The organism is Paenibacillus sp. LT-B23 (genome assembly GCF_059417685.1).
Genome location: NZ_JBSQBM010000007.1, coordinates 136705 through 158110, shown reverse-complemented (window position 1 = coordinate 158110; position 21406 = coordinate 136705). Strand labels below are relative to the sequence as shown.

The following is a 21406-nucleotide window of genomic DNA, read 5'->3' as shown; positions in this document are numbered from 1 at the left end:
TTTTGTTGGAAAAAGATATAACCTTTGAAAATGTAATACCCTTCCTTAGCCTTCAATGCTTTGAACCAATTCAACAACCTGCTCGGCTGTTTGCATGTCCAAAGCTTTTGCAGCCAGTTTCTCCATGTCCGCGCGGGACAATTTCGAAATTTGACTGCGTGCTGGCAGAATGGAAGTAGCGCTCATGCTGAACTCATCGAGTCCCAGACCCAGCAGCAATGGAATTGCTGTTGTATCCCCTGCCATTTCGCCGCACATACCTGCCCAACGTCCTTCACGGTGAGCGGCATCAATAACCATTTTCACCAGACGCAGAATGGATGGGTTATATGGTTGATACAGGTAAGAAACCCGCTCGTTCATACGATCCGCTGCCATTGTGTACTGAATCAGATCGTTCGTACCGATACTGAAGAAATCAACCTCTTTTGCGAATTGGTCAGCCAATACTGCTGTAGAAGGAATTTCTACCATGATGCCCAACTGAATTTCTTCAGATACAGCTACACCCTCGGCTACCAACTTTTCCTTTTCCTCCAGCAACACAGCTTTGGATTCACGGAATTCGTTCAGTGTAGCAATCATTGGGAACATGATCCGCAGGTTACCGTGTACACTTGCCCGCAGCAAAGCACGCAATTGAGTACGGAAAATATCCTGACGATCCAGACACAGACGAATAGCACGGAATCCGAGGAATGGATTCATTTCCTTCGGCAGATCCAGATAAGGAAGCTCTTTGTCGCCACCGATGTCCAACGTGCGGACTACAACCGGTTTGCCTTCCATTCTTTCCAGAACGGTTTTGTATGCTGTGTACTGTACTTCTTCGGATGGAAGCTTATCGCGTCCCATATACAAGAATTCAGTACGATACAGGCCAACGCCTTCGCCACCGTTATCCAAAACGCCAGCTACATCGTTAGGCGTACCGATATTGGCTGCCAGTTCGACATGCACACCATCGACGGAAATTGTAGCTTCGCCGCGCAGCTTGCGCCACTCTTCGCGTTGCTTGTCGTATGCCACCTGTTTAGCCTGGTATTCCGCAACGATCTCTTCGGAAGGGTTCACAAATACGTGACCATCCAGACCATCGACGATAATCAAATCGCCGCTTTTAGCTTGGGACAATATATTTTTCGTTCCTACAACCGCAGGAATTTCAAGTGAACGAGCCATAATAGCCGAGTGCGAAGTACGTCCGCCGATGTTGGTTGCAAAACCTTTAACAAATTCGCGATTCAGCTGAGCTGTGTCGGAAGGTGTCAAATCTTCTGCAAGTACAATCGTTTCTTCGGCAATTTCTGCAGGACTGACAAAATGAACACCAAGCAGGTGATTCAGGATCCGCTTGGTTACATCACGCATGTCCGATGCGCGTTCTTGCAAATAAGCACTTTTCATGTTTTCGAACATGGAAATAAACTGTGTAGCTACTTCGTTCAGAGCATAGTCAGCATTAAGCTGCTCGTCTCTGATCTTAGCTTTAACCGGATCGATCAGTTCAGGATCATTCAGGATCAACAGGTGAGAAGCAAAAATCTCTGCTTTTTTCTCGCCCAGTTCCTGTAAAGTTTTCTCCTTAATCGCTTCCAATTCAGTTTGAGATTCTACTAAAGCCGCATCCAATCTTGCAATTTCAGCTTCAGCATCACCAACCGCGCGTCTCTCTACAGCGTAATTCGGATGCTCCAAGATAAACGCCCGGGCAATGGCGATGCCTGCCGAAGCGGCAATCCCGGAAATTTTAAGCATGAATTTCGCCCAGCCCTTCGTTAACGATTACATTTTCAAGAGCTTTAAGAGCGTCAGCAGCTTCAGCGCCTTCACAGATGATGTTGATGGTATCGCCTTGTTCCAGACCAAGAGACAATACACCCAGAATGGATTTCAAAGTTACTTTTTTACCGTTAGCTTCGGCAAAAGATTCAGCACCGCTGAATTTGTTAGCTGTATTTACCAGCGCAGTTGCAGGACGTGCATGGATACCGTCTTCATCTGTAATTCTAAAAGTTGTTTGCATAATTGTTCCTCCCACTTTCCTAATGGATAATATTTGTTTACACGCAGTATACGTGTAGTGAAACCGGGTCGATGTGAGGCGACCTAAGCCGCCTCATAACGAATCCGAAACACATAGAATTTATTTTATCGTAATTATACCATCTTCGCCAGCCTTCAATACTCCAGTTTTGTTTAAAGTTACCGAAGAACCTTCTGGAAGGTTGGTAAAAATGACTGGTGAGATGATGGATTTTGCGTTTGCCTTCACGTATTCCAGGTCTACTTTCATAATCGGTTGACCGGCTGACACAAGATCGCCTTCGTTCACCAAAACGTCAAATCCTTGGCCTTTAAGCTTTACTGTGTTCACCCCGATATGAACAAGCACTTCCTTACCGCTGTCAGATTGGATACCAATGGCATGCTTGCTTGGGAATACATTGAATACTTTACCATATACAGGTGACACAATCGTTCCATCATTTGGCACGACAGCAAAGCCGTCTCCTGTCATACGTTCTGCAAATACCGGATCAGGAACAGTCGAAATATCAACCAATTCTCCGTTAACAGGCATCACGATATCTTCAACGATGATGGTCTGTTTTTCTTCACCAGCTTCCTTCTCTTCTTGCGGAGCAGGTTGAGCCGAGGCCGGAGCAGGTGTGCGTCCCGCCATAATATCAGCCATTTGCGTTTTAATCGTGTCGGAACGTGTACCGAAAATGGCTTGTACGTTGTTGCCGACTTCGAGTACACCCGCTGCGCCAAGCTGTTTCAGACGAGCCTTGTCAACGTTGGACTTCTCGTTAACTTCAATACGAAGACGTGTGATACAAGCATCCAAATGCTTGATATTGGACGCCCCGCCGAAAGCTGCCAAAATATTGCCTGGAAGCTCGTCTGTGGTACCGACTGCGGCTCCTTCAACATTTTCTGTAGCTTCTTCACGCCCTGGTGTTTTCAGGTTAAACTTCCGTATGATGAATCGGAATCCGAAGTAGTAAATAACCGCCAAAATCAGACCGACGATGATGACGTACCACCAAGACGTACGATTCGGAATAATTCCGAAAATCAGGAAGTCGATAAATCCACCGGAGAAGGTCATACCAATTTTAACATTTAAAATTTGCATGGTCATAAACGACAGCCCTGCAAACACAGCATGCACCGCGAACAGCAGTGGAGCTACGAACAGGAAGGAAAATTCCAGTGGCTCCGTAATCCCTGTCAAGAACGAGGTCAAAGCTGCTGAACCCATAATACCTGCTACATATTTTTTGTGTTCCGGTCTTGCTTCATGATACATTGCAAGCGCTGCGGCTGGCAAACCGAACATCATGAACGGGAATTTACCCACTTGGAACGTACTTGCTGTCAATGTAACTCCATCACGAAGCTGGTTAAAGAAGATTTGCTGGTCACCATGAATCGTTTGACCTGCCTTGTTCACGTACTCGCCGAACTCAAACCAGAACGGTGAATACCAAATGTGATGCAATCCGAAAGGAATAAGTGAGCGTTCAATGACCCCAAAAATGAAAGCGGCCAGTGTCGGGTTGGAATCAACCATGAAGTGAGACACGACGTTCAGTCCAGATTGTACGGGAGGCCATACAATGACCAACAATAGTCCAATTAACAACGAAGATACTGCTGTTGCAATTGGAACGAAGCGCTTACCTGCGAAAAAGCCCAGATACGAAGGAAGCTCAATTTTGAAAAAGCGATTGTACATGGCCGCGGCCAGTATACCGATGATAATCCCGCCGAACACCCCGGTTTGCAGCGTTGGAATCCCCAGCACGTTCGCATAGCCCGGTATTTTTTGAGCGATCAGACCCGGTGTAACACCCACAGCTGTACCCAATGTAATGTTCATGACAAGGTAACCGATGATCGCAGCCAAACCTGCTACACCTTCACCGCCTGCCAGACCGACGGCTACGCCGACTGCAAACAACAGTGCCAGATTATCAAAAACAATTTGTCCGGCATTCATCATGATCGTCGCTACCGATTGAACCCAGCCCGCATTTAATGCCGGAATGTACTGGAGAAAATCGGGATTGACCAACATGTTGCCGATTCCCAATAAAAGTCCCGCTGCCGGCAAAATGGCTACAGGAAGCATTAAAGCTTTGCCGACACGCTGTAAAACACCGAAAAGCTTTTTAAACATACGTTCCACTTCCTTCTCTGAAAATTAGAATACAGAGGCAAAACAACAAAAAAGGCATGAGCCGATTTAAGTATGTTTGAACACAACCTTGGGATATAGCTTACCCCGGTAGGCTGTAAACAATCATAACTTAAAACAACTCATGCCTGATCGAATCAGTAACACGTTAGATATTCAATTGTTGTCTTGCTCATTACGAAATTTATTATAGCATTCTGCCAAAAGTGAGGCAATACTTTTTTCGATTCTAGCTGTTCTAACGTTGATCTCCCTGCTCTTTGCGTTGGGACAACCGCTGTAAATGCATCGTCAAATAGCTAACCTCAGCCGGATATACGGATTTGCGAAGCCTTTTCTCCATAATCTTCGTGAGCTTCCAGGCTAACATATACATTTCCGGATACTCTTCATTCAAAAGCTTGTCCAATCGGTAAATCTCCTGCACAATCTCTCCCCGACGTACACGTTCAATCGCAAACCTCAGATGAGTCAGCAGACGTGAGTAATCCAGGGATTGGAGAGGAATGCGATAATCCAGCGTAGTCTCTACTACCTGTACCATATCAGCAATCAATCGAGAATCCTTCCTGACCTCGGAAATATGCTGGTTCGTCATGGCACTGTAAATATGCAAGGCCACGAATCCGATTTCATCTTCTCCCAGATCCATACCCATCTTGTCCTTGATCAAAGAGACTGCCTGTTCAGCCATCTTGTATTCCTGAGGGTAAATTTCTCTCGTTTCATACAAAAACGGATTATGGATCGTAATGCCCTGTTTCTGACGATTAATGGAAAAGGCGATGTGATCGGTTAAAGCAATCAATATGTGCTCATTCAGAGGCTTCTTCGCTTGAAGCTGAACATGGTGAAGCACCTCACCAATGACCTCAATGAGCTTTTCATCCAGCTCGGGAAGCAATCGCTTGTATTGCTCCTGCTCCTCATGGCTTTTCAATATAAATAATTTTTCAACTGAATCCAACGGTATAAGATCGCCGTTTTTGCGATTGAAACCGATTCCTTTTCCAATCACAACAACCTCATCATGCTCGGGATGCATCCCGATAATCACATTGTTATTCAGCGCTTTCGCCACTTGTAGGCTGCTCACATCCGCACCTCTTTTTATCTGAACCTTGATCCTAAGAATTAGAGCATGAAGCTCAGAGGAATCCACGTTAAAGTACCAAATATTCCGCTAAAGGTCAATAAAAAGAAAACGCTTTTCATCACAATAACCGGGAAAAGCTGTGATGAAAAGCGTTCTTTCTGTTAAGGGGTATCTGGTCCTGTAAGCCCTGCGGCTATTCTTTATCCCGCGGCGCAACCTCAACCGGGGCATGAATGTGCAGCTTATCCGTTTCACTGGAGGACGATACGGAATGAAGACTCTTTTTCCCCGTGGTCAGCCCCTTAATTAACTGCTCTACATCAATACCGGACACACTCTTGAGCATCTCTGGAGCCGTAGCCATTAGCTCTGTGACATAATTGCTGACACGCGCTGCTCCTTCTCCCTTGCCTGTATCCACAACCGTTAATTTATCAATGGACGCAATTGGCTCAGCAATCCGGCCGGCCAGTTCAGGCAGCATTTTCACGATAATATCGAGTATAGCTGCCTCACCAAACTTCTGGAACGCCTCCGCCAGCTTTTCCTTGGCCTCGGCTTCCGCCAGCCCACGCAAACGGATGACGTCAGCATCCGCTGTACCTTTGGCGCGTTCCGCATCCGCTTCGGCTTGCCCATCCAGCCTTTTTTGTTCAGCTGACGCTTTAGCCTGTGTCTCAATCGAGTATTGCAGCGATTCCGCCTCACGCATTTTACGCGATTTATCCGCCTCCGCGGCTTGCTCTACCGCATACCGATCCGCTTCCGCCTTCTTCTTCACTTCCGCATCATATTGTTTCTCACGCACCTGAATTTCCTTGGTTTGAAGATCAATTTCTCGCTCCTTGCGCACCAGTTCGACCTTCATCTGCTCCTCGACGGCAGTCTGCTTGGCACGGGCCTCCTGAATGTGATAAGCCTGATCGGCTTCCGCCTTGGCTGTATCCTGCTCCTTTTTAAACGAAGCCACTTTCAGTTCCTTCTCCTTGGCTGCCTCGGCAATGTTTGTATCACGCAACAGTTCAGCCTTCTGCCCTTCCTGCTCCGCACGCGCCTTTTGAATCCGGGCATCCCGAACCGCCTCGGCTTCGGCAATTTCCGCATCCCGTTTCACAGCGGCAATTCTCGGCTTACCAAGCGCATCCAGATATCCGTGCTTATCACGCACATCTTTAATCGTGAACGAGACAATTTGCAGACCCATCTTTTTCAGATCGCGAGCAGCCACGCCCTGTACTTCCTGCGCAAACCGATCTCGATTACGATATACTTCCTCCACTGTCATCGAGCCGAGGATCGCACGCAAATGGCCCTCCAGCACTTCCTGAGCTTCTCCCCTGAGGGCCTCCAGCGGCTTCCCGATGAACTGCTCCGCTGCTGTTGCTACATCCTCAATGGAGCTGCCGACCTTGATGATCGCCACACCGTCCGCAATCACGGGAACTCCTTGCTCCGTATACACTTCCGGTGTTGTTACATCCAGTTTGTGGGACAATAAAGAAATAAATTCGGACTGCTGAAAAATAGGCCATATAAAGGCACCCCCGCCGCGCACAATTTTGATTTTACGACCGGAATCATCCTCGGAAATATTTTTATTTCCCAAAAATGAACCCGTAACGATCATTCCTTCATCCGGTCCTACCGTTTTGTAACGGGCCCAAAAAGCAATTCCTAATATGACGATAACGATGACGACAATCCCCGGGACCAACACAATATCCTGCAAACTTGACACTCCCGTTCACGCTCCCTTCAAGTTAAGCGAATGCGCCGTCTACGTGTCCAGATACGCTACGCGGACGACACCCTCTGCGACCTCAACCACGACGATACGGGTTCCCGCAGCTAGCGGTTTGTGATCAAAGCTCGATGCTGTATGTATGGTGTTGCCTGCACCCAAGCGGATCATAACCTCCCCGTAACCAACCTCAGGTACCGGAACGGTGACCTCACCGATCCTTCCGGCCAGCTCACGCATCGAGAAGCCGCTGGACACCTCCGAGTTCGTCATGGGCTTGATAAATGCAAAAAACACAAGCACTCCGATCACAAATGCAATCGCAAAAGCAAACACAACGACCCAGCCCATGCTCAGCCCGGTATATTTCGTCAGCAACACACCAGCCCCGCCAAAAGCAGTCATCGCTCCAAGTAAAACGACGGGTCTGAACCAATCGAGGCCCGGCAGCTCCAATCCATCCAGCCAGCCACCAAGTACATCCCCGATCAACACACTGACCACAGTAAAGATAGCGCCCCCTGCCAATAACCACCAAAATATGGTTTCCATGCGGCTCCTCCTTCCATGTACCTTTTCAGTCTGGTTTCCAGCCTATAACTATGTTTACGTATTCAACCTTAAAAAGTTTCAAAATTTTCCTCTTAAATTCCAAATCAAACCCAAAAAAGCACGTCCATACGTCTAAGGACGTACAAACGCGCTTACAATTATCTAAAAACTGAATTACAGGGATGCTTTGTATATTTCCACTACATCTTCGCGATTCAGCTTGTTAAAGCCACCAAAAGAACCGAATTTCACAGCTTTATCAGCCATAACGTCGATTTTGGAATCATCAATATCGTAATCAGCCAGACGGCTTGGCGCACCAATCGAGTTCCAGAAATCACGCAACGCCTGAATACCTTCCAGCGCTACTTCTTCGTCACTCTTGCCTTCCGGGTTCACATGGAACACATTCACAGCCAATTGCTTGAAGCGTTCAGGCTTCACATGCAGATTGTGCTTCATCCAGTTCGGGAACAAAATCGCCAGTCCTCCGCCATGTGGAATATCATAAACAGCAGACACCGCATGCTCGATATTATGAGTTGCCCAGTCACCTGTCAGCCCCATGTTCAGGAAGCCATTCAGCGCCATCGTACCACAGTACATCATCGTTTCACGCAGCTCGTAGTTTTCCAGATCGTTGACCAGGCCCGGAGCCGCATCAATAACTGTACGCAAAATCGTTTCACACCAGCCAAGCTGAACCGGAGTGTTAGATTCCAAATGGAAGTAATGCTCCAGCGTATGTGACATCATATCCACGATTCCGTACACCGTTTGATTTTGTGGCAGAGAATACGTGTTCACCGGATCAAGAATGGAAAACGCAGGAAACGCAAATACGCTGCCCCATCCCAGTTTTTCCTGTGTTTCTTCGTTCGTAATGACAGAACCTGCGTTCATTTCGGAACCGGTAGCTGCCATCGTCAGAACTGTACCTAAAGGCAATGCTGCCTGTGGAGCTGCTTTACGCTCTGCAAAATCCCACATGTCGCCATCATATTTCGCCCCGACAGCAATCGCTTTGGAGCAATCCAGCACACTACCGCCGCCAACAGCCAGTACGAGGTCGATTTGATGTATTTTACACAATTCCACGCCTTTATGTACTGTAGACAAGCGAGGATTTGGTTCTACACCAGCCAGTTCCGTTACCTCTGCTCCAATCTCTTTAAGCAGACTTATTACATTATCATACAAGCCGCTGCGCTTAATACTGCCGCCGCCATATACAAGCAGTACACGTTTACCGTATTTAGGAACTTCACGCTTGAGAGCCTCTAATTGCCCTTTACCGAAGATCAATTGAGTAGGATTATAAAATTCGAATGCTTTCATCGCAAACGTTCGCCTCCAATATTTTTCAAAGTTTAATGTTAAGAAACTACTCTATTATAACCTTCTCAGTTACAGGAAACAAATTTGCTTCTTTTTCAGAAAAAAAACCATGTTCCTTAAGGAGCATGGTTCCATGTCATATCTCGGGAGGGTTCTCGCACAGTATTATGCGCTGCCTGCAATTATTTTATTCCCCTGTTGTATAACCCAGTTGCTGTATAAAACGTCCAAACGCTTGCTGACCTTCCGAATCACGCTTGTACACTCCTGCATGCTCCAAAATTTCACTGAACTTCAGTCCAACTTCATTTTGTACAGTGCGAACAGCCGTCTCCTTGTCAGGCAGGCGACCGAATCGGGTGTTTAACTGGTAAATCCAGTCCGCATGCTTGAATAGCGGATGCCCTTCCTGCTGCATAGCTATAGCCAACTCGTCGTTACCGCATAAAATATCTGCAATACCATCCAGTTCATCCTTAAGCCGACCCGGCAAAATCGCAAGTCCCATAACCTCGATCAGACCGATATTTTCCTTCTTGATATGATGCATCTCGCGATGAGGATGAAAAATACCTTCCGGGTACTCATCACTTGTCCGGTTGTTGCGCAGCACCAGATCCATCTGGTACTTTCCTTCCGCATCCCGGCGTACAATCGGTGTGACTGTATTATGCGGCACCGCTTCTCCGTCCTGCTCCGTATGAGAGAGGACATCCACTGCGGGATCGCTGTATGCCTTCCAGGCTTCAAAAGCGGCATTTCCCGCCTCCAGCAACGCTTCGACATCCGTTGAAGTAAAGCGGATCACTGACATCGGCCAGTTCACAATACCTGCTATAACTTGCGGGAAGGCTTCATTGCGGTACACAACGTCCACCTCCGCTTTTTCAATGGGGAACGTATGACGTCCACCTTGAAAATGATCGTGAGTCAGAATAGAGCCCCCGACAATCGGCAGATCGGCATTGGAACCGATAAAATAATGCGGAAACGCTTTCGTAAATGCCAGTAACCGCCGCAGTGTATCCTTCGTAAGCTTCATCGGCACATGATCGTGATGGAATACGATGCAATGCTCGTTGTAGTACACATAGGGCGAATATTGGAAGAACCACGGTTCCCCGTTCAATTCCAGCGGAATGATACGCAAGTTTTGGCGGGACGGATGATTCACCCTTCCGGCATACCCAACGTTTTCACGGCATAATTGACATTTTGGATAAACTGGCGGCGGAAGAAGCTTCGCCATTGCGATTTCCTTCGGACTTTTCTCCGGCTTGGACAGATTAATCGTGATTTCCATATCTCCGTACGGTGTCTGCTGGTTCCAGTACACATTGCTGGCAACGCGGTCCATTCGGATGTAATTCGAGTCGATGGACAGTTCATAAAAAGCATTTGTCGCAGCCTCTATGCCGCGTTCAGCCTCCGTTTGGCGAAAGTCACGGATGACTTCAGACGGTCTTGCCATCAGCAGGCCCATGATTTTGGAATCCAACAAATCACGGTACGTATCTGTGTTTTCCGATATGAGTCCAATCGCATACCCATAATCAATTAATATATTAAGCACAGGCTGGAGAACTTCGGGGGCTGTGATGCCCCCTGCCTCCCCGCCGGAGTAAGGCTCCGAAAACCCGAACTGCTCCAGCAGCAGATTACGACTGTAATCTGTGTCTTGCGGACCGATCAATCCCCGGTTTTGTGCGAATGCAACCAACTGCTCAATCGCATACAGAGCGGATTGCTGTACAGTTTCGTCGATGTCATGGGCCACAGGCCGGGAATGGTCCCGGTCTTGGCCTCTAGCTGCGGATTGACTCTCGCTCATTATGTCACCGTCTCCCGTCTATTCGTCGCCGTAGCCCTGAGGGTGCGACTGATGCCAGCCCCAAGCTCCGCTGATAATGTCCTCCAGTTGGGTACGTGCCGGACTCCAGCCCAGCACCGAACGTGCCTTGTCAGAAGAGGCAACCAATACTGCCGGATCACCTGCGCGACGTGGCTCTGTAACGACTGGAATGTCGAGCCCAGTGACCTTGCGTGCCGTCTCGATAACTTCCTTCACCGAGAAGCCCTGTCCGTTACCCAGATTAAACACGTTGCTGTCATGGCCTTCGCGCAAATAATTCACCGCACGCACATGGGCATCTGCCAGATCGCTCACATGAATGTAATCCCGGATGCACGTTCCATCAGGTGTAGCATAGTCCTCACCAAACACCGCGATGTGCGGGCGCTGTTTCAGTGCTGTCTGAAGTACCAGCGGAATCAGATGACTTTCCGGGCGATGATCCTCACCGATTTTGCCGCTCTCATGCGCACCAGCCGCATTAAAGTACCGCAAGGACACATATTTGATGCCCAATACTTTATCAAACCACGACATCATGCGCTCCATCATCAGCTTCGTTTCACCATAAACATTCGTTGGGTCCGTACGGTCTCCCTCTTCAATCGGGACCTTTTCCGGTTCGCCGTAGGTAGCCGCAGTGGAGGAAAATACGATCCTGCGCACACCAGCATCCTTCATGGCCTCCAGCAAGCTCAACGCGCCGAATACGTTGTTGTCATAATATTTACCCGGATTTTGCATACTTTCCCCAACCAGCGAGTTGGCTGCAAAATGGATAACCGCGTCGATACTATTTTCGGAAAACAGTCTGGACAGCAGTTCTTTATCTCTCAGATCACCTTCATACAGCTTGCCTCCGAGCAGTGCTGCCTTGTGCCCGGTCTGCAAATTGTCCAGCACCACAACTTCTTCTCCCCGATCCAACAGTTCTGCTACGGTATGTGAACCGATATATCCGGCTCCGCCTGTTACTAAAATGGCCATGTTATTCGTCCTCCTTCTGTTCTTTAACTCCGTCTCCCGCCTTACATACATAAAAGCTGGCTTCCAGCCCTGTCCGGGTCTGATAAGCTTCGCCGACTTCCTTCACAAACCGTTCCACATCGTCCTCATGAACCAGTGAAACCGTACAGCCCCCAAATCCTGCTCCCGTCATACGCGATCCCAGCGTACCGGGAATACGTCTTGCTTCTTCCACCATTACATCCAACTCTGTACAGCTAACCTCATACAGATCGCGTAGCGAATCATGTGAAGCGTTCATCAACTGTCCAAAGGCTGCAAGATCATTCGCCGCAAGGGCATCGACAGAAGCCAGCACACGAGCGTTTTCCTCCACCACATGCTGTGCCCGGCGGCGTACTGTTTCATCCGCAATATAATGCTGGAGCTTACCGAAGCGGGCTTCATCCAGCTGAGCGAGATATTCCAGCGACGGCTCCTGCTGCTGCAATATCGACAACGCCTCGGCGCATTGGCTGCGACGCTCGTTATAGGCTGAGTCTACCAGCCCACGACGTTTGTTCGTATTGCCGATGACCAGCTTATAAACGCCCGTACGAAAAGGCACCTTGCGGTACTCCAGCGTATCGCACATCAGCAGAATCGCATGATCGGCCGCACCGTTGGCTACGGCGAACTGATCCATAATGCCGCAATTGACGCCTACATAATTGTTTTCTGCCCGCTGGGACAACAGCGCAATTTCAACCGTGTCTGTTGCCTGCTTTTCGGCAGTGAGCAACGCGTAGCCTGTTACGACCTCAATGGAAGCAGATGAAGACAATCCGGCACCATTCGGTATTTCTCCATGATAGAGCAGGTCGTATCCGCTAGACGGATAAACTTCCTTTTTAGCCAGCTCCACCATCACACCCACTGGATAGTCCACCCATTTGTCCGTTTTGTTGTTACCTATTTCTCCACGCGGTATGGACACTTCATATGACAGGTTTGTCGAAGCAAAATGAATTTCATCATCATTTCGTGCACGAAGAATCAACGTTGTACCGAATTCCAGTGCAGCCGGGAGTACATAACCACCGTTGTAGTCAATATGCTCCCCAATCAAATTAACACGCCCGGGAGCATGAAATATCCGCAGCTCATGGCTGCTTTCACCATATTTGTCGATAAAACGTTTCTTTATTTCAGTAGTGTTCATATCCGCATCCACCTCATCACCGTTAGTAAAGGCCCCCCTGACTTCCCTGTAACAAACTTAATCAGGTTGACACTTCTTATGATTTCAGTATAAATGAAAGCGTTAAATAATGTAATGCATCCATGTGTTAAAGCTATGGATAAATGTGACTTGGATATGTACAATGTAAGTATACCGCATCTATTAAACCATTCACAAATCTAGGAAGGATGACCATATTTGCAAACGCATTCATATAGTTATGCTGTGGCCTCCAATCCGGTCTTTTATGAAAATAGCCCACTGCACGTGCTTTTTGCCGGGGAGAGCCAAACCAAACCCGGTCATGCTGTTGGGCCAAAGCTCTATGATTACTATCTACTCCATTTCGTGGAATCGGGAAAAGGTATCTTCCGAACAGAGCAGCACGCATATCAGCTTGAAAAAAACGATTTTTTCCTGATCCATCCCGGTCAGCTTGTAAGCTACACCTCCGATGAAGAGGAACCGTGGCGGTACCGCTGGTCTGCATTTACGGGACAGCATACCGAACAGATGGTGCAGGAAGCAGGGCTACACGTGCATCAGCCTGTCTTCCACGCTTCCAGTGAGAGCCTGATCCCCGGCTATTTGGAGCAGATGCAGTTAGCCTTTTACAGCCGAAAATCCAGCTCACATCTTGCAGCCCTTGGCTACCTGTATCTGATCATGGGGGAAGCCGGTAATCATTTAAGCGACTGGTCTGACCCGTCCGGGGCGGATTCGCAAATTCGGCGGACGGTCAAGCAGATGGTCCAATATATGTCCACTCAATATGCGCATCCCGTTTCTATCGAACAAATGTCCGAAGGACTTGGTTATAACCGTGCGTATTTGTCACGCATATTCAAGAAGGAAACAGGCGTCTCCCCTGTTACCTATCTGCTCAAGCTACGAATTGACAAGTCTCGCCAACTGCTGCGCGAGCGTCCAGAGCTTTCGGTGGAGCAGGTGGCCGCTTCGGTGGGATTGACCGACGCTTTGTATTTCTCACGTCAATTCAAGCGCTTCTGCGGTCAGTCGCCAACTCAGTATCGAAGCAAGGTTCAGCAATATCCGCAACCTTAGCAGACTTTAATCGTTCATTTATTCTGCCTGCTCCGTTCGGGGATTGATCTTCCGTTGCAGCATGAGCAACGACCAATCCTTATGGTTCGGAACATGGCAAACAGCCCGCATCCTTCAACGATGCGGGCTGTTGCGTGTATTTCGGATATGAGAACATGCACGTTATACCGATGATGATGGAATATTTTAGGTCCTTTAGGCTGTGCCGCCGTCCTGTCCGTTCCCGGCATTCAGAATCGAATCAATCCGATCCAGTTCTTCCTGTGAAAAGTCCAGATTGGACAAGGCAGCAACGTTTTCTTCAATTTGACTCACACGGCTTGCCCCAATCAGAGCAGAGGTTAAGCGACCGCCACGTAGAGACCAGGCAAGTGAAAATTGAGCCAAGCTTTGTCCGCGTGCAGCCGCCATCTGATTCAAGGCGCGCACCTTACGGAGCGTTTCTGGCGTCACATGGTTCTCATTTAAGAAAACAGACGTACTCGCCGCCCGAGAATCCTCGGGAATTCCGTTCAAATATTTATTGGTCAGCAATCCCTGAGCCAGTGGGCAAAAGGCAATACTGCCGATCCCATTTTCGTCCAGTACATCCTGCAATCCGTTTTCAATCCAGCGGTCGAGCAGAGAGTATTTTGGCTGATGAATCAGCATCGGTGTTCCCAGCTCCTTCAAAATACGAGCGGCTTCTGCCGTTTGCTCCGCGCTATAATTAGACACGCCCACGTACAACGCTTTGCCGGAACGTACGATATGATCCAGAGCCTGCATTGTTTCCTCCAGCGGCGTATCAGGATCAAAACGGTGGGAGTAGAATATGTCGACATAATCCAGCCCCAACCGCTTCAAGCTCTGATCCAGACTGGATATCACATACTTGCGTGAGCCCCATTCACCATAAGGCCCCGGCCACATATAGTAACCCGCCTTGGTCGAAATGATCATCTCATCCCGGTACGGCTTCAAATCACTAGCCAACACTTGTCCAAAAAATTCTTCTGCCGAACCGGCAGGAGGACCATAGTTATTCGCCAGATCAAAATGCGTAATCCCCAGATCAAAGGAGCGGGTAACCATGTTACGGCCGTTCTCCGCATTGTTAATCCCGCCAAAATTGTGCCACAAGCCCAGTGAAATGGCAGGAAGCTTAAGGCCCGATCTCCCTGTGCGGTTATATTTCATACTTTCATAACGATCATCGCCAGCCAAATAAACCATGCTATCCCAGCCTCTCTCGAAACATTGTTATGTCCATTCAACAACATCATAGCGCTTTTATCCGTCCGTTGACAAGAAAACGATTACAAACCTAATTGATTGCCGAGTTCTGCCATAACCTTGCCGATGGGATCGGTCATCAGGAGATCCGCCTTGTGATCATACGAGGTAGGGTCTGTATTAAGCAGCACGGTATGCTTGCCGTGAAAATAAGTAATTAAACCCGCCGCAGGATGCACCGTCAGCGAGGTTCCGCCGATTAATAGCAGATCGGCCTGCGAAATGGCTTGAATGGACCGGACAAGCGTATCTTGATCCAGCTCTTCCTCGTATAAAACGACATCCGGTTTGATAATTCCCCCGTCTACCGGACATTTGGGCACTACCTCGGAGCTGTCCATCACTTCGTTCAAACTGTAAAAGCGCCCGCATTCCATACAATGATTGCGGTGCACCGAGCCGTGAAGTTCCAGCACATTCACACTGCCTGCGGCCTGATGCAAGCCGTCAATGTTTTGTGTCACGACTGCTTTGAGGCGGCCTTGCTGTTCCAGTGACGCAAGGAAACGATGGCAGCCGTTCGGCTCTGCATCCGGATGCAGCATTTTGCTACGGTAGAAGCCGAAGAACACTTCAGGATGCTTCACAAAAAAGGAACGGCTAAGCATAACCTCTGGGGGATAGGGCAATTTTTCCTCACTCTGATACAGACCAGCCGCCGAACGAAAATCCGGGATACCGCTCTCCGTCGACGTACCCGCCCCGCCGAAAAAAACAATGTTTTGTGATTGCTGTATCCAATCAGCCAACGTTTTTATTTTGTCCATGTTTCACGCACCTCCAGCTCTTCATATCCGCGGACGATGATGTCCGCATCCAGCAAATGACCGGAACGTTCCGGCTCTGGCGCAAATCCGATGGCCCGCCGCACCCCGGCACGCTTGCCCATCTGCATATCCCCGTTGCTGTCTCCGATGACAACTACATCCGCTGGTGACAGTCCCAGCAAGGAGCAAGCTTTTTCAGCCATTTCCGGGTCCGGCTTACCGTATGTAACCCTGTCGTGTCCGATGACCTCGTCAAAATATGACGTCAGCCCCATCCACTCCAGGTGCTCCTGCGCAGCCTCTGTACTGTCAGAGGTCACGACCGCCAGCTTCAATCCGGCACGGCGGCTTTGCTCCAGTAGCGTCCGTAAGCCCGGAAACACCTTCGCTGCCCGATGTCGCCGCACATCAGCCATCGCCGTTTTGTTAAAATCCCGAACCAGCCTCACTGCTTCATTCCATGGTACACCGGTAGTATAAAGCTGCCAAGCCAGTACGCCCGTACTTTCATCCACTGTCCCCATCGCCAGCAGGCCGGAAGGATCATAGCCGATCACACGCCCCTCAAGGTCGTGGATCGTACCCAGAATGCTCCCTTTTTCCACCGTAAAATCTGTACCTGCCACGGCAAGATGCTGTTCCAGCATATCCAGTATAGAACGGGCCCAGGGACCCCACAACTGAATAAAATCCAACAGTGTGCCATCCTTGTCCAATAAAATACCACGGCATGGAAACCGCTGTCCCTGAACGACTAACTCAGACATGCAGCCCGCCTCCTCATTACTGTTTTTTTGGAGCTGAATCTACACTCTCTTTCATCCAGTCCTGCAAAGCTGAAACCGTCTGATTCCATTGCTCGGCTGGGCTAATTTTCGCCGGGTTATCCCCCTTTTGGGCTCCGTAGCTGCCGAATTGGGCATGATTGCCGCCCTCAACTGTAAAATACAGCGTATTGGCTGGTAGATAAGCTCTTCCACTCTGAACACTATCCATTTTAATAACTCCATCATCACTTCCAAGCAGGGAAATGACCGGCAGATTTTTATCCTTCAAATTACCCTTATTGTCTGGGTAGGAAGCAAGGAAAAATACGCCCTTGACCTGATCGGGATGTGCAGCCGCATAGCGGGCAGCTATAACACCACCTAACGAATGGCCTCCAATCACAAAAGTTTCTTTCGGATATGCTTTCAGTACCTCACCCGCCAAATCCGGGGAAATCAATGCAAGATTCAGCGGCATTTTTGCAATGATCACATGATGACCCTTTTCCGCCAGACGGCGGGCCAAAGGAGCATAACTTTCAGGCTTCACCAACGCACCCGGGTACAAAATAACTCCGGTACCGTTTCTTTTTGCAGGCTCAAAACCAACCCAATGCTCCTGTTCGTTCACCTTCACAGCATCGGCTGCTTCTGCTAATGCGGCAGTGGCCGTGTTGTCAGGCTGATAGGGCGTAAATACCTTCCATGCCCCCCAGCCTGCGATAAGCACAATGACAATCAGGATACCCAAAAGAATTTTCCATATTTTCCGGGGACCGCGTGTCCCATATGAGCTGTATGATCTTCTCGTTCTTCTTCTCATTTTAAATGTTCCTTTCGTATTTCGTACCTCATGATTCATGACTTGTGTATGAATTTTTTTTGCTGCGCAAATCAGCTTATCTATAGCCTTGTTAGGGTACCATCGTTGCGCACACAGGGTCAAATAAGAAGACATTTCCAGACATTAGCCCGGTCTTTTCCCCCTGTTCAAGCTTCCGCCACATAATAAGGACATGATAGCGCTTACTATTGTGAATAAAATCACAATGATAAGGCTCAGAGTATCGTACCTTGTTCCTTGTAAGGATTATTTTATACAGAGTTTACTCGGCTGAGTGCCGTTCGGAGGGAATTACATGACGACAAGCCATGACATACAAGGGGAAAGCTTCTTTCTCAATTTGCGCTTTATGCTGATCATATGCGTATTTGCAGGCAATGCTCTGGAGCCATTGGTCGGCTCGCTTCACATCGCCCAACAATGGTTTAGCTGGATATTCATGTTTCATATGCCGTTGTTCGTGCTCGTTACAGGGTACTTTGCCAAAACATCGTTAGCTGGGCACGCAGGCCGGAAAGTCTTGCTTCAGATCGGTATGCAATATCTTATTTTCCAAACCCTCTATTCGATATTGGATGCTGCGCTCTTCCATGTCCCTCATATTCATCATTCTTTTTTTGCACCTTATTTGCTGCTCTGGTTCCTTGCCAGTCATATTTGCTGGAGACTGCTGATGCTTGCTTTCCATGGAATGCCGCCTGTTGTCCAAATAGGTATCTCCGTGCTGCTGGGTATCCTTGTCGGGTATCTACCAGTGGATGGCATTTGGCTCAGCATAAGCAGAACCTTTGTTTATTTGCCCTTTTTCGTAGCAGGGTATCATCTGCATTATGCCGATGTTCGCCACTTCTTCACGATTCCAGTTCGTGTGATCGCAGGCATTGTATCCCTTCTGCTTATGGTACTGGCGGGAACGTCGTACTACGGCATTCCGGCAGGCTGGCTGTATGGCAGCATGACTTATGGTGAGCTGGGCCATACCGAATGGTATGCGGGGATTTACCGCATTGGCATTTACGGAGTGCAATTCATAGCGGCTATCGCGTTTCTGAGCTTTGTTCCAGCCGTCACTGGACGTATAACTGAAATGGGGCGGCGGACATTATACGTCTTTTTACTTCATGGTCTGATTGTCCGCACCACTGTTGCCCAGGGAATTTACGATTATATAGACACTCCAGTAGAAGTGATGCTGATTGTAGCGTGTGCTGCGGGTCTGTGCTGTCTGCTGACTCTGCCTTGGGTGCGGAATGCAACACATCCTTTAATCGAGCCACGGGTCGACTGGATGCTTAAACCGTCTCCTTACCTTTTTAAACGATCCGCATAACTTTTTATGTCCATTCTGATTCAAGTATCTGCACGCGACAATCCGCTATCAGACGAAAAATCAGGCGGACTCTGACCCTCTTTACTTAGCAAAGGGCCTGTTTCATCAAGGCGTGATGTGGTAAGTAATGGATGCGCGCAACAAAAAACAACTTTTCATAAAGGAGTGATTTGTCATGGCACGTAATCAGGATCAGGGTAAAATGAGTCGCGAAGAGGCAGGTCGTATGGGGGGAGAAGCTACATCCAAGAAGCACAATAAGGAATTTTATAAGGAGATTGGTAAAAAAGGCGGGCAAGCCACCGCTAACTCCCATGATAAAGAATTTTATCAGGAAATTGGTAAACGCGGCGGCGATGCTACGGCTGAGTCCCATGACAAAGATTTTTACAGGGACATTGGACGCAAAGGCGGCAGAAATTAGTGTGCAGTACCACATAAAACACCCTTCAACACTATAAAAGCAAGCTCAAGCCCATCCCGCTTTATTGCGGAGTGGGCTTTTTCATATTTGGCCGACATCACAAAAATCCAATCGATTACTTTCTATATATGTAGAAATATGCGCACATGTATGATAGACTCTTTAGAAAACATCTGCGCTATTTCGGCGTTTTCGAACGCCATACCATTTTTGAACTTTGGGGGGAAACCAGCATCATGACAGCTAAGACGAAAATGCGTTCCGATATGATTAAAAAAGGCTTTGACCGCGCTCCTCACCGCAGCTTGCTGCGCGCAGCGGGCGTTAAAGAAGAAGATTTTGACAAACCATTTATCGCGGTATGTAACTCGTATATCGACATCGTACCGGGCCACGTCCATTTGCAGGAATTCGGCAAAATTGTCAAGCAAGCCATTCGTGAGGCAGGCGGCGTACCTTTTGAGTTTAACACCATTGGTGTAGATGACGGCATTGCCATGGGACACATTGGTATGCGTTATTCTCTGCCAAGCCGCGAAATTATTGCCGACTCCCTGGAAACTGTTGTTTCTGCTCACTGGTTTGACGGCATGGTCTGCATTCCAAACTGTGATAAAATCACACCCGGCATGATGATGGGCGCATTGCGCGTGAACATCCCGACTATTTTCGTCAGCGGCGGCCCCATGAAAGCTGGTAAAGACAAAAATGGACGCTCGATCTCCCTGACCTCCGTCTTCGAAGGTGTAGGTGCATATCAGGCTGGTAAAATCGACGATCAAAGCCTGCTGGAATTAGAACAATACGGCTGTCCAACTTGCGGCTCTTGCTCAGGTATGTTCACAGCGAACTCCATGAACTGTCTCGCAGAAGCGATGGGTCTGGCTATGCCTGGTAACGGCACCATTCTCGCAGTAGCGGAAGAACGTAAAGAATTCGTCAAACAATCTGCACGTCAATTGATGGAATTAATCAAGCTGGACCTGAAACCGCGTGATATCGTGACTAAAGAAGCTATTGATAACGCATTTGCGCTGGACATGGCAATGGGTGGCTCTACCAATACAGTATTGCACACATTGGCACTGGCTCATGAAGCTGAAGTAGACTACCCTATCGAACGGATTAATGAAGTGGCGAACCGCGTACCTCATTTGTCCAAATTGGCACCTGCTTCCGACTACCATATCGAAGATGTTCATAATGCAGGCGGCGTCAGCGCAGTGCTGAATGAACTGTTGAAGAAGCCGGGCGCGCTGCATGGTGATTGTATTACTGTAACCGGAAAAACAATCCGTGAAAACGTAGAGGGTCAGGAAATCCTGGATACCAATGTTATCCACAAGCTGGACAACCCTTATTCCGAACGCGGCGGTTTGGCAGTATTGTTTGGTAACCTGGCACCGCAAGGCTCCATCATTAAAGTCGGTGCAGTTGATCCGTCTGTTGGTGGTTATCACAAAGGCCCTGCCATCTGTTTTGATTCACAGGAAGATGCGCTGGCTGGCATCGCAAACGGTAAAATCGCAGAAGGCCATGTTGTTGTTATCCGTTATGAAGGTCCTAAAGGTGGACCAGGTATGCCTGAAATGCTCGCTCCAACTTCACAAATCGTTGGTATGGGACTAGGTGCCAAGGTCGGCCTGATTACAGACGGACGCTTCTCAGGCGCATCTCGTGGTATCTCCATCGGTCACATTTCCCCCGAAGCAGCAGAAGGCGGCCCTATTGCTTTTGTTGAGGACGGCGATATTATCGAGCTGGATCTGAACAATCGCACGATTGAACTGCAAATTAGTGACGAAGAATTTGAACATCGTCGCGCAAATTGGAAAGGCTTCGAGCCGAAAGTTAAAACAGGTTACCTGGCACGTTACTCCAAGCTGGTGACCAATGCAAGCAACGGCGGTATTATGAAAATCTAATCTTTATCATGATATGTTTTAAAAACGAATAA

General features: G+C 48.5%; 18 protein-coding genes. 4 read left to right on the top strand and 14 right to left on the bottom strand.

The genetic code is table 11. The annotated features are described in order from the left end of the window. Nucleotides 1–45: 45 nt before the first annotated feature. The 10 genes from ptsP to ACWXW9_RS11045 all read right to left on the bottom strand — a co-directional run bounded on the left by ptsP (nt 46) and on the right by ACWXW9_RS11045 (nt 12956). On the bottom strand, nt 46–1758 hold the full coding sequence (gene ptsP / locus ACWXW9_RS11090; RefSeq protein WP_494929431.1) for a phosphoenolpyruvate--protein phosphotransferase: 1713 nt from the start codon (nt 1756–1758) through the stop codon (nt 46–48). Next, nucleotides 1751–2026: an HPr family phosphocarrier protein gene (locus ACWXW9_RS11085; protein WP_014282905.1), complete on the bottom strand. Its 276-nt coding sequence runs from the start codon at nt 2024–2026 to the stop codon at nt 1751–1753. Before ACWXW9_RS11085 ends, ptsP begins: the two co-directional genes overlap by 8 nt. A 120-nt stretch (nt 2027–2146) precedes the next feature. Then, on the bottom strand, nt 2147–4192 hold the full coding sequence (gene ptsG, locus ACWXW9_RS11080; RefSeq protein WP_494929430.1) for a glucose-specific PTS transporter subunit IIBC: 2046 nt from the start codon (nt 4190–4192) through the stop codon (nt 2147–2149). Nucleotides 4193–4448: 256 nt separating this feature from the next. Continuing rightward, nucleotides 4449–5306: a glucose PTS transporter transcription antiterminator GlcT gene (glcT, locus tag ACWXW9_RS11075; RefSeq protein WP_494929429.1), complete on the bottom strand. Its 858-nt coding sequence runs from the start codon at nt 5304–5306 to the stop codon at nt 4449–4451. A 193-nt stretch (nt 5307–5499) separates the two neighbouring features. Further along, a complete protein-coding gene (gene floT / locus ACWXW9_RS11070) occupies nt 5500–7035 on the bottom strand; it encodes a flotillin lipid rafts scaffold protein FloT (RefSeq protein WP_494929491.1) in 1536 nt (511 codons plus the stop codon). Between the two features lie 48 nt (nt 7036–7083). Next, nucleotides 7084–7599, bottom strand: coding sequence for an NfeD family membrane protein (locus tag ACWXW9_RS11065; protein WP_494929428.1), 516 nt, complete (start codon nt 7597–7599; stop codon nt 7084–7086). Nucleotides 7600–7773: 174 nt separating this feature from the next. Further along, nucleotides 7774–8937: an iron-containing alcohol dehydrogenase gene (locus tag ACWXW9_RS11060; protein ID WP_494929427.1), complete on the bottom strand. Its 1164-nt coding sequence runs from the start codon at nt 8935–8937 to the stop codon at nt 7774–7776. 187 nt (nt 8938–9124) lie between these two features. Then, complete coding sequence (locus ACWXW9_RS11055; RefSeq protein ID WP_494929426.1) at nt 9125–10768, bottom strand: UDP-glucose--hexose-1-phosphate uridylyltransferase; 1644 nt, start codon at nt 10766–10768, stop codon at nt 9125–9127. A gap of 18 nt (nt 10769–10786) precedes the next feature. After that, a complete protein-coding gene (gene galE / locus ACWXW9_RS11050; protein ID WP_494929425.1) occupies nt 10787–11776 on the bottom strand; it encodes a UDP-glucose 4-epimerase GalE in 990 nt (329 codons plus the stop codon). Between the two features lies 1 nt (nt 11777). After that, nucleotides 11778–12956, bottom strand: coding sequence for a galactokinase (locus tag ACWXW9_RS11045; protein ID WP_494929424.1), 1179 nt, complete (start codon nt 12954–12956; stop codon nt 11778–11780). Nucleotides 12957–13175: 219 nt separating this feature from the next. Between ACWXW9_RS11045 and ACWXW9_RS11040 the strand changes: the two genes are divergently transcribed. Continuing rightward, nucleotides 13176–14042 (top strand): helix-turn-helix domain-containing protein, encoded by an 867-nt coding sequence (locus ACWXW9_RS11040; RefSeq protein WP_494929423.1) that lies wholly within the window; start codon nt 13176–13178, stop codon nt 14040–14042. Nucleotides 14043–14237: 195 nt separating this feature from the next. On the opposite strand, the gene mgrA is transcribed toward ACWXW9_RS11040, so the two are convergent. The 4 genes from mgrA to ACWXW9_RS11020 all read right to left on the bottom strand — a co-directional run bounded on the left by mgrA (nt 14238) and on the right by ACWXW9_RS11020 (nt 17674). Then, complete coding sequence (gene mgrA, locus ACWXW9_RS11035; RefSeq protein WP_494929422.1) at nt 14238–15257, bottom strand: L-glyceraldehyde 3-phosphate reductase; 1020 nt, start codon at nt 15255–15257, stop codon at nt 14238–14240. Between the two features lie 83 nt (nt 15258–15340). After that, nucleotides 15341–16084, bottom strand: a complete 744-nt coding sequence (locus ACWXW9_RS11030; RefSeq protein ID WP_494929421.1) for an NAD-dependent protein deacylase — start codon at nt 16082–16084, stop codon at nt 15341–15343. Beyond that, a complete protein-coding gene (locus ACWXW9_RS11025; protein ID WP_494929420.1) occupies nt 16072–16851 on the bottom strand; it encodes an HAD family hydrolase in 780 nt (259 codons plus the stop codon). The genes ACWXW9_RS11030 and ACWXW9_RS11025 overlap by 13 nt, the downstream gene beginning before the upstream one ends. A 16-nt stretch (nt 16852–16867) precedes the next feature. Beyond that, entirely contained in the window at nt 16868–17674 is an 807-nt protein-coding gene (locus tag ACWXW9_RS11020; RefSeq protein ID WP_494929490.1) for an alpha/beta fold hydrolase, read from the bottom strand. Between the two features lie 316 nt (nt 17675–17990). Here ACWXW9_RS11020 and ACWXW9_RS11015 point away from each other — a divergent pair, with 316 nt between their 5' ends. From ACWXW9_RS11015 to ilvD, 3 genes are all read left to right on the top strand, one after another. Beyond that, nucleotides 17991–19025: an acyltransferase family protein gene (locus ACWXW9_RS11015; RefSeq protein WP_494929419.1), complete on the top strand. Its 1035-nt coding sequence runs from the start codon at nt 17991–17993 to the stop codon at nt 19023–19025. Between the two features lie 175 nt (nt 19026–19200). Next, nucleotides 19201–19449: a KGG domain-containing protein gene (locus ACWXW9_RS11010; RefSeq protein WP_494929418.1), complete on the top strand. Its 249-nt coding sequence runs from the start codon at nt 19201–19203 to the stop codon at nt 19447–19449. A 236-nt stretch (nt 19450–19685) separates the two neighbouring features. Continuing rightward, complete coding sequence (gene ilvD / locus ACWXW9_RS11005; protein ID WP_187644804.1) at nt 19686–21374, top strand: dihydroxy-acid dehydratase; 1689 nt, start codon at nt 19686–19688, stop codon at nt 21372–21374. The last annotated feature ends 32 nt before the right edge of the window (nt 21375–21406 follow it).

What these genes read in the sequence shown, in the direction of transcription:
- ACWXW9_RS11030 (WP_494929421.1), bottom strand. Translation starts at nt 16,084, where the DNA reads ATGGACAAAATAAAAACGTTGGCTGATTGGATACAGCAATCACAAAAC.
- ACWXW9_RS11065 (WP_494929428.1), bottom strand. Translation starts at nt 7,599, where the DNA reads ATGGAAACCATATTTTGGTGGTTATTGGCAGGGGGCGCTATCTTTACT.
- ACWXW9_RS11025 (WP_494929420.1), bottom strand. Translation starts at nt 16,851, where the DNA reads ATGTCTGAGTTAGTCGTTCAGGGACAGCGGTTTCCATGCCGTGGTATT.
- ptsP (WP_494929431.1), bottom strand. Translation starts at nt 1,758, where the DNA reads ATGCTTAAAATTTCCGGGATTGCCGCTTCGGCAGGCATCGCCATTGCC.
- ACWXW9_RS11015 (WP_494929419.1), top strand. Translation starts at nt 17,991, where the DNA reads ATGACGACAAGCCATGACATACAAGGGGAAAGCTTCTTTCTCAATTTG.
- galE (WP_494929425.1), bottom strand. Translation starts at nt 11,776, where the DNA reads ATGGCCATTTTAGTAACAGGCGGAGCCGGATATATCGGTTCACATACC.
- ACWXW9_RS11020 (WP_494929490.1), bottom strand. Translation starts at nt 17,674, where the DNA reads ATGAGAAGAAGAACGAGAAGATCATACAGCTCATATGGGACACGCGGT.
- ACWXW9_RS11045 (WP_494929424.1), bottom strand. Translation starts at nt 12,956, where the DNA reads ATGAACACTACTGAAATAAAGAAACGTTTTATCGACAAATATGGTGAA.
- ACWXW9_RS11085 (WP_014282905.1), bottom strand. Translation starts at nt 2,026, where the DNA reads ATGCAAACAACTTTTAGAATTACAGATGAAGACGGTATCCATGCACGT.
- ACWXW9_RS11060 (WP_494929427.1), bottom strand. Translation starts at nt 8,937, where the DNA reads ATGAAAGCATTCGAATTTTATAATCCTACTCAATTGATCTTCGGTAAA.
- ACWXW9_RS11010 (WP_494929418.1), top strand. Translation starts at nt 19,201, where the DNA reads ATGGCACGTAATCAGGATCAGGGTAAAATGAGTCGCGAAGAGGCAGGT.
- mgrA (WP_494929422.1), bottom strand. Translation starts at nt 15,257, where the DNA reads ATGGTTTATTTGGCTGGCGATGATCGTTATGAAAGTATGAAATATAAC.
- ilvD (WP_187644804.1), top strand. Translation starts at nt 19,686, where the DNA reads ATGACAGCTAAGACGAAAATGCGTTCCGATATGATTAAAAAAGGCTTT.
- ACWXW9_RS11055 (WP_494929426.1), bottom strand. Translation starts at nt 10,768, where the DNA reads ATGAGCGAGAGTCAATCCGCAGCTAGAGGCCAAGACCGGGACCATTCC.
- ptsG (WP_494929430.1), bottom strand. Translation starts at nt 4,192, where the DNA reads ATGTTTAAAAAGCTTTTCGGTGTTTTACAGCGTGTCGGCAAAGCTTTA.